The sequence below is a fragment of the Kitasatospora sp. NPDC088391 genome (assembly GCF_044753345.1).
Taxonomy (GTDB): domain Bacteria; phylum Actinomycetota; class Actinomycetes; order Streptomycetales; family Streptomycetaceae; genus Kitasatospora.
Map to the genome: position 1 here is coordinate 1 of NZ_JBIVNB010000023.1, position 13797 is coordinate 13797.

General features: G+C 75.0%; 11 protein-coding genes and 1 pseudogene. 4 read left to right on the top strand and 8 right to left on the bottom strand.

From position 1 onward, the window contains the following. Positions 1-155: 155 nt before the first annotated feature. On the bottom strand, positions 156-1406 hold the full coding sequence (locus ACIQBJ_RS35105; RefSeq protein ID WP_400718839.1) for an MFS transporter: 1251 nt from the start codon (positions 1404-1406) through the stop codon (positions 156-158). A 95-nt stretch (positions 1407-1501) separates the two neighbouring features. On the opposite strand from ACIQBJ_RS35105, the gene ACIQBJ_RS35110 reads away from it, so the two are divergent. Further along, positions 1502-2491: an ArsR/SmtB family transcription factor gene (locus ACIQBJ_RS35110; protein WP_400718841.1), complete on the top strand. Its 990-nt coding sequence runs from the start codon at positions 1502-1504 to the stop codon at positions 2489-2491. A gap of 15 nt (positions 2492-2506) precedes the next feature. Here ACIQBJ_RS35110 and ACIQBJ_RS35115 read toward each other — a convergent pair whose 3' ends face one another. Continuing rightward, positions 2507-3145, bottom strand: a complete 639-nt coding sequence (locus tag ACIQBJ_RS35115) for a hypothetical protein (RefSeq protein ID WP_400718842.1) — start codon at positions 3143-3145, stop codon at positions 2507-2509. A gap of 49 nt (positions 3146-3194) precedes the next feature. Continuing rightward, positions 3195-3842 carry a hypothetical protein gene (locus ACIQBJ_RS35120; protein WP_400718843.1) on the bottom strand — a complete coding sequence of 216 codons (648 nt, stop codon included), beginning with the start codon at positions 3840-3842 and terminating at the stop codon, positions 3195-3197. 171 nt (positions 3843-4013) lie between these two features. Between ACIQBJ_RS35120 and ACIQBJ_RS35125 the strand changes: the two genes are divergently transcribed. Next, a complete protein-coding gene (locus tag ACIQBJ_RS35125) occupies positions 4014-6296 on the top strand; it encodes a glycosyl hydrolase family 18 protein (protein WP_400718844.1) in 2283 nt (760 codons plus the stop codon). Positions 6297-6427: 131 nt separating this feature from the next. Here ACIQBJ_RS35125 and ACIQBJ_RS35130 read toward each other — a convergent pair whose 3' ends face one another. Continuing rightward, positions 6428-7732 carry a geranylgeranyl reductase family protein gene (locus ACIQBJ_RS35130; protein WP_400718845.1) on the bottom strand — a complete coding sequence of 435 codons (1305 nt, stop codon included), beginning with the start codon at positions 7730-7732 and terminating at the stop codon, positions 6428-6430. A gap of 141 nt (positions 7733-7873) precedes the next feature. On the opposite strand from ACIQBJ_RS35130, the gene ACIQBJ_RS35135 reads away from it, so the two are divergent. Then, the gene (locus ACIQBJ_RS35135) at positions 7874-8407 is read left to right on the top strand and encodes a carboxymuconolactone decarboxylase family protein (protein ID WP_400718847.1); all 534 of its coding nucleotides are present in this window, start codon (positions 7874-7876) and stop codon (positions 8405-8407) included. Here the strand turns inward: ACIQBJ_RS35135 and ACIQBJ_RS35140 are convergent. The 3 genes from ACIQBJ_RS35140 to ACIQBJ_RS35150 all read right to left on the bottom strand — a co-directional run bounded on the left by ACIQBJ_RS35140 (position 8395) and on the right by ACIQBJ_RS35150 (position 11949). Further along, on the bottom strand, positions 8395-9153 hold the full coding sequence (locus ACIQBJ_RS35140; protein WP_400718848.1) for a DUF4184 family protein: 759 nt from the start codon (positions 9151-9153) through the stop codon (positions 8395-8397). The two genes, ACIQBJ_RS35135 and ACIQBJ_RS35140, sit on opposite strands and share 13 nt — an antisense overlap. 147 nt (positions 9154-9300) lie before the next feature. Further along, entirely contained in the window at positions 9301-10356 is a 1056-nt protein-coding gene (locus ACIQBJ_RS35145) for an NUDIX domain-containing protein (RefSeq protein WP_400718853.1), read from the bottom strand. Between the two features lie 174 nt (positions 10357-10530). Next, complete coding sequence (locus ACIQBJ_RS35150; protein ID WP_400718850.1) at positions 10531-11949, bottom strand: acyl-CoA synthetase; 1419 nt, start codon at positions 11947-11949, stop codon at positions 10531-10533. 242 nt (positions 11950-12191) lie between these two features. Here ACIQBJ_RS35150 and ACIQBJ_RS35155 point away from each other — a divergent pair, with 242 nt between their 5' ends. Then, positions 12192-13568 carry a S8 family serine peptidase gene (locus tag ACIQBJ_RS35155; RefSeq protein ID WP_400718851.1) on the top strand — a complete coding sequence of 459 codons (1377 nt, stop codon included), beginning with the start codon at positions 12192-12194 and terminating at the stop codon, positions 13566-13568. 94 nt (positions 13569-13662) lie between these two features. Here the strand turns inward: ACIQBJ_RS35155 and ACIQBJ_RS35160 are convergent. After that, positions 13663-13797, bottom strand: a pseudogene (locus tag ACIQBJ_RS35160) (electron transfer flavoprotein subunit alpha/FixB family protein); the annotation flags it as partial.

Genomic DNA, 13797 nt, shown 5'->3' on the forward strand with positions numbered 1-13797 from the left:
GCGCCGGCACCCCGCTCGCGGCCCCCGCCACGACCCGCATCAAGGTCATCGGCGTCGGCCAGGACAACGGCTGATCCACCGCCGGTACCGGGGGGGGGGGGGGGGGGGGGGGGGCCCCCCCCCCCCCCCCCCCCCCCCCCCCCGCCCCGGCGCGTTCAGCGGCGCACCAGCGCCGTCATGCCCCAGCCCGCCGCCGCGAACGCCGCCGCCAGCAGCGCCCAGCCGAGCAGGCCGTTGGCCAGCACCACCGAGGTCAGCAGCACCGGGCCGAGCATCATCGAGGCCGACATGCCGGTGTTGAAGACGCCCTGGTAGGCGCCGTGCGCGCCGTCCTTCGCCAGGTCGTAGCTGAGCGCCCAGGCGCCCGCCTGGCTGTACACCTCGCCGAGCGCCTGCAGCGCCACGCCCGCGACGACCACCACCGCCGCCACCCAGGGCGGCGCGTCCGCGGCCAGCGCCACCACCAGGCAGGAGGCCGCCACCAGCAGCGCCCCGCGCCGGAACACCCGGGCCGCGGCGGCCGGTTCCTCGGTCCCCCGGGTGGCCCGCACCTGGAGCACGATCACCAGCGCGGTGTTGACCAGCATCCCGCCCGCCGCCATCCAGCGCGGCGCGTCGGTGTGCTCGACCACCCACAGCGGCAGCCCGACCTCGATCATCATGAACTGCAGGCAGACCACCGCGTTCAGGCCGGTCGCCGCCAGGTACACCCGGTCGCGCAGCGCCGGGTTGGGGCCGCTCGCCGCCTCCTCGATCTGCGCGGCCGTCCAGGCCGGCACCGGGACCAGCAGCCCGTACAGCACCGCGACCAGCCCGTACGAGAGGGCGTCGGCCAGCAGCGCCACCGTGTACGCGCCCCGGCTGTCGAACTGCAGGACGGCGGCGGCGCCGACCGTGCCCACCGAGAGGCCGATGTTGGTGACCGAGCGCAGGTAGGCCCGGCCCTTCACCCGCGCGTCCGGGGCCAGCACCTCGGCGAACAGCGCGCCGCGGGCCGCCGAGGCGCCCCGGTCGGCGACCGCCACCAGGCAGGCCAGCACCGCGAACGAGGCCAGCGAGCCGACCAGCACGTACCCGGCCGCGCACACCGCCTGCACCGCCAGCAGCGCCATCATCACCGGCTTGCAGCCGTACCGGTCCGCCAGCCGCCCGGCCGGGACGCCCGCCGCGACGCCGCAGGCGCCGGCCACCGTCAGCACCGCGCCGACCGTGCCGATGCCGAAGCCGAGGATGCGGTGGAAGTACACGGCGGCGAGCGTCATGCCGAGGCCGTTGCCGACGGTGTTGACCAGGGTGATCCAGGTCAGCCGGCGCAGCACCCGGTCCTCGGGGAGCAGCCGGGCGAGCCGGCTCCGGGCAGGGGCGGGTGCGGCGGCCGGAGCGGCCGCGGGTTCTGTGGCGGTCATGCCCCCGATCAGACCGGGTACGGAGCGCCCGTGGTATTGATTTAGCCCCGGCCTGAATCCGGTCGGCCGGAGCGGTGCGAGGGGGGTGCGGCGCCATGCCGGTGCGGTTCCGGCTCGGCCTGGCCGACCTGGCGTCCGCGTACTTCGCCTGCTCGCCGATCCAGGAGACGGTGCTCTCGCTGCGGATGTGGACGCACCCGGGCCGGTACCCGCACACCGTCGCGTTCGAGGCGATGCGCCCGGCCTTCGAGGCGCTGCCGGCCGCGCCGCTGCTGCGCGCCCTGGTGGCGGGCAACAAGTACGTGCCGGACTTCCTGACGCCCCGTCCGGTCGTCCCCTTCCCGGACTTCCACGCCGAGCTGGCCCGGGTCCGCGGCTTCGAACCGGCCCGGCTGGAAGCCGAGTTGACGCAGACCTTCCTGCCGCACGACCGGGCCCTGCCACCGCTGCTGGCCGAGCGCCTGGACCGGCCCGCCGAACTGATCGGCGAGATCGCGGACGCTCTGGAGGCGTACTGGACCCGGGTCCTGGAGCCCTCCTGGTGGCCGCGCGCCCGCTCGGTGCTGCACGCCGACATCGTGCACCGGGCCCGGGTGCTGGCCGAGCGCGGCGCGGCCGGGCTGTTCGGCGACCTCGACCACCGGCTGCGCTGGGCGGACGGCGTCCTGACGCTGGCCTGGGAGTGGGGCTACGAGCAGGAGTCCGAGGTCGAGGTCGACGGGCGCGGCATGGCCTTCCTGCCGACCTGCTTCTCGCGCGGCGCGCTCACCGCGATCGGCCCCGACCTCACCCCGTCCATCACCTACCTGGCCCGCGGCCAGGCCACCCTGGCCGGCCCCGCCGACCCCCCGCCCACCCCGCGCGCCCTGGAACAGCTCCTCGGCACCCCCAAGGCCCGCCTCCTCGCCCTCCTCCACGAGCCCGTCTCCACCACCGAACTCGCCCGCCGCCTCGGCGTCACCCCGGGCGCCGTCAGCCAGCACCTCACCGTCCTGCACGCCACCCGCCTGGTCACCCGCGCCCGCCACGGCCGCCTGGTCCTCTACACCCGCACCCCCCTCGCCGACCGCCTCCTCGCCCCCTGACGGACCGTCGGACCGTCACCAGAAGCCGACGACCGCGCCGGACTCCGTGGACAGCCGGGCCGCCCGCAGCAGGCCCAGGCAGGTGCCGGCGGCGGACAGGTGCCGCTGCCACCCCCGCCGCTCCGCCTCGGGCAGCCGTACGGCCGCGCGCACCTCGGGCCCTTCCGGGTCGAGGTCCGCGGGCAGGCCCAACGCCTCGGCCAGGACGAGCAGTTCGGCGAGCAGCCGGACCGAGGAGCCCAGGAAGCCTCCGAGCAGGTCCTCGTCGTACGGCACCGGCCCGAAGTCCACGGGGACGTAGTAGCCCTCGCAGTCGGAGTGGTGGATCAGGTGGTCGAACGGGCCCGCCGGGTCGCCGGAGCCCCTGCGGTACAGGACGGCCAGCACCGGATCGCGGGAGGCGGCGTACGGGTCGGCCGGCGGCCCGGGCAACCGGCCGGACGCCGCGACGTGCGCGGCGGCCCGGCGCAGCGCGTGCAGGCCCCGGTAGCCCCACATCGGGACCGGGGTGCGCGTCAGGCCGGGCGGCTCCGACCAGGCCGGGGCCCCGGCCCGGGCCAGCACCGCGTTGATCATGGCGCACTCGTCGGCCACCCACTCGGCCGTCTCCGGGTCGCCGGCCTCCGGCAGTCCCACCACCACGTCGAGTCCCATGGCCGCGATGCTGCCACCGGCCGCCGACACCCGGGCCGCCCGGCGGGGGTCAGCAGAAGGCGAGGACGGCGCCCGTGCGGACGGAGTGCTCGGCGGCCCTGGTCAGTTGGAGGCAGACGAAGGACTCGGTGCCGTAGCGCTGCCAGCCCCGGGGGTCGGCGATCTCCTCGTCGAGGACGGCGGTGACTTCGTCGCCGTTCGGGTCGAGGCCGTCGGGCAGGCCCAGGGCCCGGGCGAGGACGCGGAGTTCGGCGAGCAGGCGGACGGAGGAGCCGAGGCAGCCGCCGGAGAGGTCCTCGTCGACCAGGACGGGGGCGAAGTCGACGGGGACGTAGTAGCCCTCGCAGTCGGAGTGGTGGATCAGGTGGTCGAACGGGCCCGCGGGGTCGTCGGGGACGTCGTCGTAGGCGGCGGCGAGCACCGGGTCCTCGGTGGCGCGTTCGCCGTCGGCCAGCGGTTCGGGGAGCGGGCGGCCGGCGGCCAGGTGGGCGGCGAGGCGGCGCAGCGTGTGCAGGCCGGAGTAGCCCCAGATCCGGTCGCCGAACCGGTCGCCCGTCACCGGCTCGTGCCAGGCCGGGCGGCCCGGCACGCCCTCGCGGGCCAGGACGGCGCCGATCGCGTCGCACTCGGCCCGGAACCAGCCGGCCGTCTCCTCGTCGGCGCCGATCAAGGCGCCCACCACCACGTCGAGTCCCATGCCGGAGATCCTGCCGGAGCGCACCGACAGTCGGCCGGGCGCACCACCCGCATGATCGTCAACTCTCTTGCGGTATAGACCTGTTGACGAAATGGTCCAGTCCTTTTAACCTCCTGTTGCCGGCTCCAGGCACCCCTGTACGGAATCCCCCACACCAGACAGGGAGTACCGATGCACGTCCGCTCCAGGCCACGGTTCAGGGCCCGCCTGCTGACCCTGCTCGCCGCCCTCGCACTGCCGATCGCCCTGCTCGCCGCCACCCCGGCGCACGCCGCCGCCAAACTGACCGCCACCTTCACCGGCGACAACTACGGGTCCTGGTGGAAGGGCACCTTCGTCGTCAAGAATCCCAACGCCACCGCCGTCACCGGCTGGACGCTGGAGTTCGACCTGCCGCCGGGCGTCACCATGACCGGCACCTACAACGGCACCGCCACCACCACCGGCAGCCACGTCGTCGCCGCCAACGCCTACTACAACGCGACCGTGCCCGCGAACGGCTCCACCGAGCCGTACAGCTTCTGGTTCATCGGCAACGGCCCGATCACCGCCCCGCTCAACTGCCGCGTCAACGGCGACAAGTGCGACGGCACCCCGGACGTCCCGCCGACCGCGCCGGGCGCCCCGGCCCTGGTCGACGCGACCGCGCACAGCCTCTCGCTGAGCTGGGGCGCGGCGGGCAAGGGCGACTTCCCGGTCGCCTCGTACGACGTGCTGAACGGCTCGGTGCTGCTCGGCTCGGCGACCGGCACCGCCACCACCCTGACCGGCCTGACCCCCGCCACCACGTACAACCTGACGGTGCGGGCCAAGGACACCCGCGGCAACACCGGCCCGGTGAGCGCCGTGCTCACCGCCGCCACCGTCGACCCGGCCACCGACACCGTGCCGCCGACCGCGCCCGGCAACCTGCGCTCCACCGCCGTGACCAGCACCAGCGTCTCGCTGGCCTGGAACGCCGCCACCGACAACAAGCGGGTCGCCGCGTACGACGTCTACCAGGGCGCCACCCTGGTGCAGACCGTCACCGGCACCACCGCCACGGTCGGGCAGCTCTCCCCCGCCACCCCGTACACCTTCACCGTGCTGGCCCGGGACGCGGCGGACAACGCCTCCCCCGCCTCCAACGCCCTCACCGTCACCACCGGCGACCTCGCCGGGCCCGGAAAGTACTCCCGGGTCGGCTACTTCGTGCAGTGGGGCATCTACGGCCGCCAGTACTTCGTGAAGAACCTCGACACCTCGGGCAGCGCCGCCAAGCTCGACGTGGTCAACTACGCCTTCGAGAACATCGACCCGGTCAACCTGACCTGCCTGGCGGGCGTCACCAAGGGCACCACCGCCAACCCGCAGGACCCCGACCAGGGCACCGGCGCCGGTGACGCCGACGCCGACTACGCCCGCCCGATGAGCGCCGCCCAGTCCGTGGACGGCGTCGCCGACGACGGCTGGTCGCCGCTGCGCGGCAACCTCAACCAGCTGAAGAAGCTCAAGGCGAAGTACCCGAACCTCAAGGTCGTGGTCTCGCTGGGCGGTTGGACCTACTCCAAGTACTTCTCGGACGCGGCCGCCACCGACGCCTCCCGCAAGAAGCTGGTCTCCTCCTGCATCGACGTCTGGATCAAGGGCAACCTGCCGTCCTACAACGGCGCGGGCGGCCCCGGCACCGGTGCCGGGATCTTCGACGGCTTCGACATCGACTGGGAGTGGCCCGGCTCGCCCGACGGCCACGCCGGCAACCACTGGTCGGCGAACGACAAGGACAACCTGACCCTGCTGCTCGCCGAGTTCCGCCGCCAGCTCGACGCCCTCGGCGGCTCGCACAAGCTGCTGACCGCCTTCACCCCCGCCGACCCCGCCAAGATCGGCCAGGGCTGGGACCTGTCGAAGATCTTCCAGTCCCTCGACGTCGCCAACGTCCAGGGCTACGACTTCCACGGCTCCGGCAGCGACAACTCGTGGGAGCCGAACCGGACCGGCCACCAGGCCAACCTGCACGCCGACGCCAACGACCCGTACAACGTCCACTTCTCGATCGAGAACGCCGTCAACACCTACCTCACCGCCGGCGTGAACCCGCGCAAGCTGACCATCGGCTTCCCGTTCTACGGCCGGGGCTGGCAGAGCGTCACCGACGGCGGCGCGCACGGCGCCTGGCAGGCCGCGAACGGCGCCGCCCCGGGCCAGTTCGCCGAGGAGGCCGGCACCCGCGGCTACAACAACCTGATCACCTCGGTCCCGAACCTGACCGTCTACCACGACCCGGCCTCGGTCTCGACCTACGGCTACACCGGCAACGGCGGCCAGTGGTGGAGCTTCGACGACGCCTGGTCGATCGCCCAGAAGACCGCCTGGCTGAAGTCCAAGAACCTCCTCGGCGCCATGGTCTGGGAAATGTCCGGCGACACCCCCTCCGGCACCCTCATGAACGCCCTGGACAGCGGCCTCAAGTAACCCGCGGCCCCCAACCCCCGCGCCCCGCCAGGAGCCCGGGGAGCCGCGCGAAGCGAAAGGCCCGCACGGAAAGGTCCGCCCGGCGGAGGGGAACTCCCCTCCGCCGGGCGGACCGACGTGCCGGAAGGGCGTCAGCGCCCCGCGATCGACGCCAGCTTCCGCGCCGCCCGGTGGTCCCGCATCAGCTGCGCGAAGGTGGTGTGGCCCTGGGTGGTCCGGGCGAACGCCCGCCACGCGGGCGTGATCAGCGAGACCGCGGCGTGGAACAGCTCCGGCCGCTTCTCGAACGAGGCCAGCATGATCTTGCCGGCCCGCATCTCCACGCCCAGCCCCGCCTTGATGGCGAACGCGTAGTTGAGCGCCTGCCGCCGCACGTCCGCCGCGCCGGCCGCCTCCGCGACCTGCACCGCCCACTCGCCGGCCAGCCGGCCCGAGCGCAGCGCGTACGAGATGCCCTCCCGGGTCCACGGCTCCAGCAGCCCGGCCGCGTCGCCCGCGACCAGCACCCGGCCGCGGGACAGCGGCGAGTCCTCGGCCCGGCAGCGCGTCAGGTGCCCGGACTCCACCAGCGGTTCGAAACCGGACAGGCCGAGCCGCCGGATGTAGTCCGCCAGGTACTGCTTGGTCCGCTCGCCCTCGCCGCGGGCCGAGATCACGCCGACGGTCAGCGTCCCGGAGTCGGTCTTCGGGAACACCCAGCCGTAACTGCCGGGCAGCGGGCCCCAGTCGAGGTGGATGCGGCCCGCCCACTCCCGCGACACCGCGTCGGGGACGGGGATCTCCGCCTCCAGGCCGAGGTCGATCTGGTCGAAGCTGACGCCGACGTGCCGGCCGATCCGGCCGGCCGAGCCGTCCGCGCCGACCACCGCCCGGGCCTCGACCCGGCCACCGCCCGCGAGCGTCACGAAGACGGTGCGGCTGTCGCCGCCCCGCTGCTCGACGCCGGTCGCCGTGACGCCGGTGACCAGCACCGCCCCGGCCTGCTCGGCCGCCTGCACCAGGCGCAGGTCGAACTCGTCCCGGTTGACGACGCCGAACAACATCCGCTTCGAGCGCCGGGTCCGGGTCCACTTGCCGTCCAGGGCGAAGGTGACGGCCGAGATCCGGTCCTGCAGCGGGAGCTTGAAGTCCGCGGGCAGGGTGTCCCGGGACGGGCCGATGATGCCGCCGCCGCAGGTCTTGTACCGGGGGTGCTCGGCCTTGTCGAGCAGCAGCACCCGGCGGCCCTGCCCGGCCGCGGCGTACGCGGCCGAGGAGCCGGCCGGGCCCGCGCCGACCACCACCACGTCCCAGACGCCGGCGAGCAGCGCGGCCCGCTCGGCGTCCAGCGGGTCGGTGCTCGCGTCCTGCGCCGACGCCTCGTCACCGGCGTCGTCGGCGGGGGCCGCGACCGGCTCGACGGGGTCCAGGTCCTGGGTGCTACCGGTGTCAGTCACGGTCGCCCATCCTAATCTGCCCGCCCCCGCCCCGGGCCAGTACCCGCCGACTCCGCCCGACCGCCGCCGCCCGCCGACCGGGGCCGTCCCACCGCAGGTCAGGGGCTTGCCATCGACGGCCTTTCCGGTTTCAGTAGGCCCATGCCGCACATCGCACTCCCCACCGACCACCCGGGCATCCGGGGCCTGCTCGACGTCAAGCCCGCCTCGGGGCTGGCCCTGAGCCGACTCGCCGAGCAACTCCTGCGCGGCGACTCGCCGTTGTCCGTCGGCGAACGCGAACTCATCGCCGCGTACGTCTCCTCCCGCAACGGCACCCGCTACTGCGCGGGCGCGCACGGCGCCACCGCCGCGCACCGCCTCGACGGCGACTTCGCCCTGGTCGAGGCCGTCCGGACCGACCTCGCCACCGCCCCCGTGTCCGACCTGATGCGCGCCCTGCTCCGACTCGCCGGGAAGGTCGCCGAGAGCGGGCTGGCCGTCACCCCGGAGGACGTCACCGCCGCCCGGGCCGCCGGCGCCGACGACGAGACCGTCCACGACACCGTCCTGATCGCCGCCGCCTTCTGCATGTACAACCGCTACGTCGACGGCCTCGGCGCGATCACCCCGGACGACCCGGCCGTCTACCGCGTGATCGGCTCCCACCTGGCCGAGCACGGCTACCTCGGCTGAGACCGGCCCCCGCGCCGCCCCCCGACCGCGCGGGCCCGACCGCCCCCGGCCGTACGGGACCCCACCCGCCCGGCCGTGCCCAGGACGGCCGCCGCGACGGCGAGGCCCGCGCCCGCGCCGAAGCACACCTCGTCGACGGAGCCGCGCTCACCGCGCCGGACGCGGTGGGCCGCGCCGAGCAGCGCCGCCCCGGCCAGCACCGCGCCGGTGCGGCGGTCGGCGTCCCGCCAGGGGCCCGCGTGGCGGGCCGGCGCGGCCAGACCGAGCAGCGAAGTCCCGTACTGGAGCACGGTGGTGAGCGGAACGCCCCGCACCTCGTGCTCCAGCACCGGCAGCAGGCGGGACCCGGCCCGGCCGTGGTGGGTGAAGGAGTCCCAGACCAGGTGGGTGGCCGCACCGACGGCCACCGCCCCGGCGGCGCAGGCGAGTTCACGCCCCGTCGGCCGCCCGGTCGGCCCGACGCCGACCCACGCCCCGGGCACCGCCCGCCCCACCGGCCCCCGCCACACCCCGTACCACCCGGCCACCAGCCCGGCCCCGACCACCACGTCCACCGTCGGCGCCGCCCACCACCGGTGCGTCAACCCGCCGTGCCGGTACACCCCCCGGACGAGCGACTCCGCGAAGAACGGCACATCGGGCGCCATCGCCCCGGCCACCAGCCCGGCCGCGACCCAGGGCCCCTCCCGCCGGGCCCTCCGCAACCCCGGCAGCACAGCAGCGACATGACTGAGCGTGAACGGCATCCCCCCATCCTGCCACCCCACCCCCCGCACCCCCCGCCGCAGGCACCTCACGCCCCGGATTCCTGACGCCGCAGGCACCTCACGCCTTCGAACCCCAGCGCCGCAGGCAGCGCTCCGCACCCGTCCCACAGCCGGCCGCAGGCCCTCTCACCTCGCCGACGCCGCCCCCGTCGCCGCCGGCAGGCCGCCCTCCAGGTAGCGGAGTTCGCCGTGGGCGCGGGCTTCCAGGGCGGCGGCGAGGCGGCGGGCCCGGGCCGGGGGGAGGAGGCCGGCGGCTTCCCGGGCGGTGGCGAAGTGCCAGTCGCGCAGTTCCCCGGCGGGCAGTCGCAGGCGGAGCACCTCGGAGGGCCCGAGCCGTCCGCCGTCGTAGACCAGCCGGAGGCCGCCGCGGCCGCGGCCCGCGCCGGACTCCCAGTCGACGGCGAGCAGCCGGAGCGCGTCGGGGTGCAGTCGCAGGCCGAGTTCCTCGGCGACCTCGCGGACGGCGGCCGCGGTCGGCGACTCGCCGGACTCGACGACCCCGCCGGGGAACTCCCAGTGCGGTTTGTAGGCGGGGTCGACCAGCAGCACCCGGTCCCGGTCGTCGAAGAGCAGGACGGCGGCGGCCACGGTGTCGCCGTCCCCGCCCTCGGTGCGGACGATCGGGCAGCGGGCGCCGCCGCCGCGGACGAGTTCGGCGATCCGCTCGGCGGTGTGCCGGGGGGTGAGGACGCCGTTGTCGACCATCCGGGCGTCGCCGGCCAGCCAGCCCCGGGCGGTGAGGTAGGCGGGCAGCGCCTCGCGGGCGCGCTGCCGCCGCCGGAGGGTGCCCTCGGGGTCGCCGGGGAGGTCCTCGCGGGTGGCGATCCGGGCCCGCAGGATGGTCTCCACCGGGTCGAGGACCACGTGGTGGACGGGGATGCCGCGGCCGGCCAGCGAGCCGAAGATCTCGTCCCGGTGGTCCTGCCGGAGCAGCGTCTCGGGGATGACCACCGCGCCGTCGACCTCCCCGGCCAGCGCGGCGGCGGTCTCCGCCACCAGCCGCCGCCAGGCGGGCAGTTCGCGCAGGTCGGGCAGGTCGAGCCGGTCCGGGGGCAGGGTGGCGCGGAGCACCGGCCCGAGGGTGTCCGGGTCGAACAGCAGGCTTCCGGGCAGCAGCCCGACCAATTCCCGGCAAGTGCTCGCCTTGCCCGCTCCGAATGCCCCATTGACCCAGACGATCACAGCGTCCCCTGCCACTCGGCCGAGGCCCGGTGCGGGCACCGGGCAACGCGGAGCACCGGCCCCCGCGCCACCCCAGTGGTACCCACTCCCCGGCCTCCTGAAAGGGCGGACCGCCCGGGGCGGCCCCGACCCGTCCGGGCCCGCCCGGACCTGCCCGGGGCCGCCCGGGTCCGCTCAGTTCTGCTCGTCCAGCAGCCGCTTCTTGAGCACCTTGCCCATCGCGTTCCGCGGCAGGTCGTCGACCAGCACCACCCGCCGGGGCCGCTTGTGCCCGGACAGCCGCTGCGCGACGAAGTCGATCAGCTGACGGTCCGTCACCGCGCCGTCCCGGGCGACCACGTAGGCGACCACGGCCTGGCCGAGGTCGGCGTCGGGGGCGCCGACCACGGCGGCGTCGGCGACGCCGGGGTGGTCGCGCAGCGCGGCCTCGACCTCGCCCGCGCCGATCCGGTAGCCGCCGCTCTTGATCAGGTCGACGGAGGCGCGGCCGACGATCCGGTGGAAGCCGTCGGGCCCGATCACGGCGACGTCGCCGGTGCGGAACCAGCCGTCCGCGGTCCAGGAGGCGGCGGTGGCCTCGGGGCGGCCGAGGTAGCCGTCGAACAGCGTGGGGCCCCGGAGTTCGAGTTCGCCGACGCTCTCGCCGTCGGACGGCACCGGCCGCCCGTCCTCGCCGGCCAGCCGGGTGCGCACGCCGGGCAGCGGGACGCCGACCGCGCCGGGCCGGCGTTCGCCGTCGGCCCGGGTGGCGACGGTGATCAGCGTCTCGGTCATGCCGTAGCGCTCGGCGGGGGCCCGGCCGGTGAGTTCCCGCAGCCGCTCGAAGACCGGGACGGGCAGCGGGGCGCTGCCGGAGACCAGCAGCCGGGCGGCGGCGAGTTCGCGGGCGGCGGCCGGGTCGGCGGCGATCCGCGACCAGACGGTGGGGACGCCGAAGTACAGGCTGCCGCGGGCGGCGGCGTAGCCGGCGGGGGTGGGGCGGCCGGTGTGGACGAGGCGGCTGCCGGTGCGCAGCGCGCCGAGCACGCCGAGCACCAGGCCGTGCACGTGGAACAGCGGCAGGCCGTGCACCAGGGTGTCCTCGGCGTCCCACTGCCAGGCGTCGGCGAGGCCGTCGAGTCCGGCGGCGACGGCCCGGTGCGGGATCAGCGCGCCCTTGGGGGCGCCGGTGGTGCCGGAGGTGTAGAGCACGAACGCGGTGCGGTCGCCGTCCTCGGCGGCGGGCCGCCAGCCGCCGCCGGGGCGGTCCGCGAGGTCGACCGGCAGGGCGGTCAACCCCTCGGCGTCGTCCGGGAGTCCGGTGCCGGCGAGCAGGGTGGCGCCGCTGTCGCGGAGGATGTGGGCGCGCTCCACCGGCCCGGAGTCGGGCGGCAGCGGCACCACCGGCACCCCGGCGAGCAGGCCGCCGACCACGGCGGCGACGGTCTCGGCGGTGGGGCGGGCCAGCACGGCGAGCGCGGGCGCTCCGGCCGCCCGCTCGGCCACCGCCCCCGCCGCGCCGAGGAGTTGCTCCCGGGAGAGCGCCCGGCCGTCCACCACGAGCGCGTCCGCGCGGTCCCCGTACCCACCGTCAAGTGCTGTCAGCAGTCCCATGCCGACCGACTCTAGCCACCCCGGGCGGCCGCCCCGGATGGCGGTGTTCGGCCACCGGCCCGCCAGGGCCCTTGCCGAGCTGGGACGTTACCGAACCACTCCATTTCCTTTACCGAATCCGGTGGCCGGTCGGAGCCATGCCGACCACCCGTCTCGGACTATGGAACAGCTCCGTCGGGGCCGATGGGATAGGGGCGCCCCGGCCTGTCGGGCCGGGTGAACCGTCTCTTCGAGGAGTCTTCTTGGGCACGTTCCCCGCCACCGCGGGTCCCCGACGCTCCACCCTGCTGCGGGCCGCGGCGCTGCTCGCCGTCGGGGCCACCGCCCTGACCGGCGCGTCCGCGACCGCCCAGACCGCCGGCGTCCGCCTGCCGTCCGTCTTCAAGCTGCGCCCGGCCTCGGCGGGCCACATCGACGCGGTCGGCCGGGTGGCCCCGATATCGACCTCGGACTGCGTGGCGCAGATCGGCATCCACTGCTACTCGCCGCTGCAGTACCGCACCGCGTACAACCTGAACCCGCTGTACCAGCAGGGCATCACCGGCAAGGGCCGGACCATCGTGATCGTGGACTCCTTCGGCTCGCCGACCATCCAGCACGACCTGGAGGTGTTCGACCAGCAGTGGGGCATCCCGAACACCCAGGTCGAGGTGGTCAAGTGGGGCAACGTCCCGCCGTTCGACCCGACCAACGCGGACCACACCGGCTGGGCCGGCGAGTCCACCCTGGACGTGGAGTACGCGCACGCGATCGCCCCCGACGCGCACATCGTGCTGGTGGAGACCGGCGTCGCGGAGACCGAGGGCGTCACCGGCCTGCCGGAGATGATGGACGCCGAGAAGGCGTACATGCAGCACCACAACGTGGACGTCATCTCGCAGAGCTTCGGCGCCACCGAGAACACCTTCCCGGGCTTCGACAAGGGCAACTTCAAGTCCATCGAGGACCTGCGGTACGCCTTCAAGTTCGCCGCCGCCAAGGACGTCACCGTGCTCGCCTCCTCGGGCGACAACGGCGCGACCGACGCGAAGGAGAACGGCAGCGACCTGTACCCGTTCAAGGTCAACTCCTGGCCGTCCTCGGACCCGCTGGTGACCTCGGTCGGCGGCACCCAGCTGACCCTGGACAACAACGGCAACCGCACCGCCCCGGACAAGGTCTGGCACGACGACTACGGCGCGGCCGGCGGCGGCGTCTCCGGCGTCTTCGACCGCCCGTGGTACCAGGTCGGCGTGTCCAACGTGACCGGCAACCACCGCGGCACCCCGGACATCTCGATGAGCGCGGCCGTGGACGGCGCCGCCTGGACGTACGAGTCCTACGACCCGACCCGGGTCGGCTGGCACCTCACCGGCGGCACCAGCGAGGCCGGCCCGATCTTCTCCGGCGTGGTCGCCCTGGCCGCCCAGACGGCCGGCCACCGCCTCGGCCAGATCAACCCGCGCCTGTACGCGCTGGGCATGCTGCCCTCGCAGTGGAGCGGCATCGTCGACGTCACCGCCGGCGACAACTCCTGGGACACCGTCACCGGCTACCAGGCCGCCAAGGGCTACGACCTGGCCTCCGGCCTCGGCACCATCGACGCCGCCCGCTTCGTGCACGCCGTCGCGGGCCGCTGACGCACGCACGGCACGGCACGGCACGGCAACGAGACGGCGCGGCCCCCGGGGAGTTCCCCGGGGGCCGCGCCCCTGTGCGTCCACCGACGGCGGGTCAGCCCTTGCGGGCCTTCACCTCGCCCGTGAGCTGCGGCAGGACCTGGAAGAGGTCGCCGACGATGCCGTAGTCGACGAGGTCGAAGATGGGGGCTTCGGGGTCCTTGTTGACGGCGACGATGGTCTTGCTGGT

Bases quoted from the DNA above. Each gene is read 5' to 3' on its own strand.
- ACIQBJ_RS35140 (WP_400718848.1), bottom strand. From the start codon at position 9,153: ATGCCGTTCACGCTCAGTCATGTCGCTGCTGTGCTGCCGGGGTTGCGG.
- ACIQBJ_RS35125 (WP_400718844.1), top strand. From the start codon at position 4,014: ATGCACGTCCGCTCCAGGCCACGGTTCAGGGCCCGCCTGCTGACCCTG.
- ACIQBJ_RS35135 (WP_400718847.1), top strand. From the start codon at position 7,874: ATGCCGCACATCGCACTCCCCACCGACCACCCGGGCATCCGGGGCCTG.
- ACIQBJ_RS35110 (WP_400718841.1), top strand. From the start codon at position 1,502: ATGCCGGTGCGGTTCCGGCTCGGCCTGGCCGACCTGGCGTCCGCGTAC.
- ACIQBJ_RS35150 (WP_400718850.1), bottom strand. From the start codon at position 11,949: ATGGGACTGCTGACAGCACTTGACGGTGGGTACGGGGACCGCGCGGAC.
- ACIQBJ_RS35115 (WP_400718842.1), bottom strand. From the start codon at position 3,145: ATGGGACTCGACGTGGTGGTGGGACTGCCGGAGGCCGGCGACCCGGAG.
- ACIQBJ_RS35105 (WP_400718839.1), bottom strand. From the start codon at position 1,406: ATGACCGCCACAGAACCCGCGGCCGCTCCGGCCGCCGCACCCGCCCCT.
- ACIQBJ_RS35120 (WP_400718843.1), bottom strand. From the start codon at position 3,842: ATGGGACTCGACGTGGTGGTGGGCGCCTTGATCGGCGCCGACGAGGAG.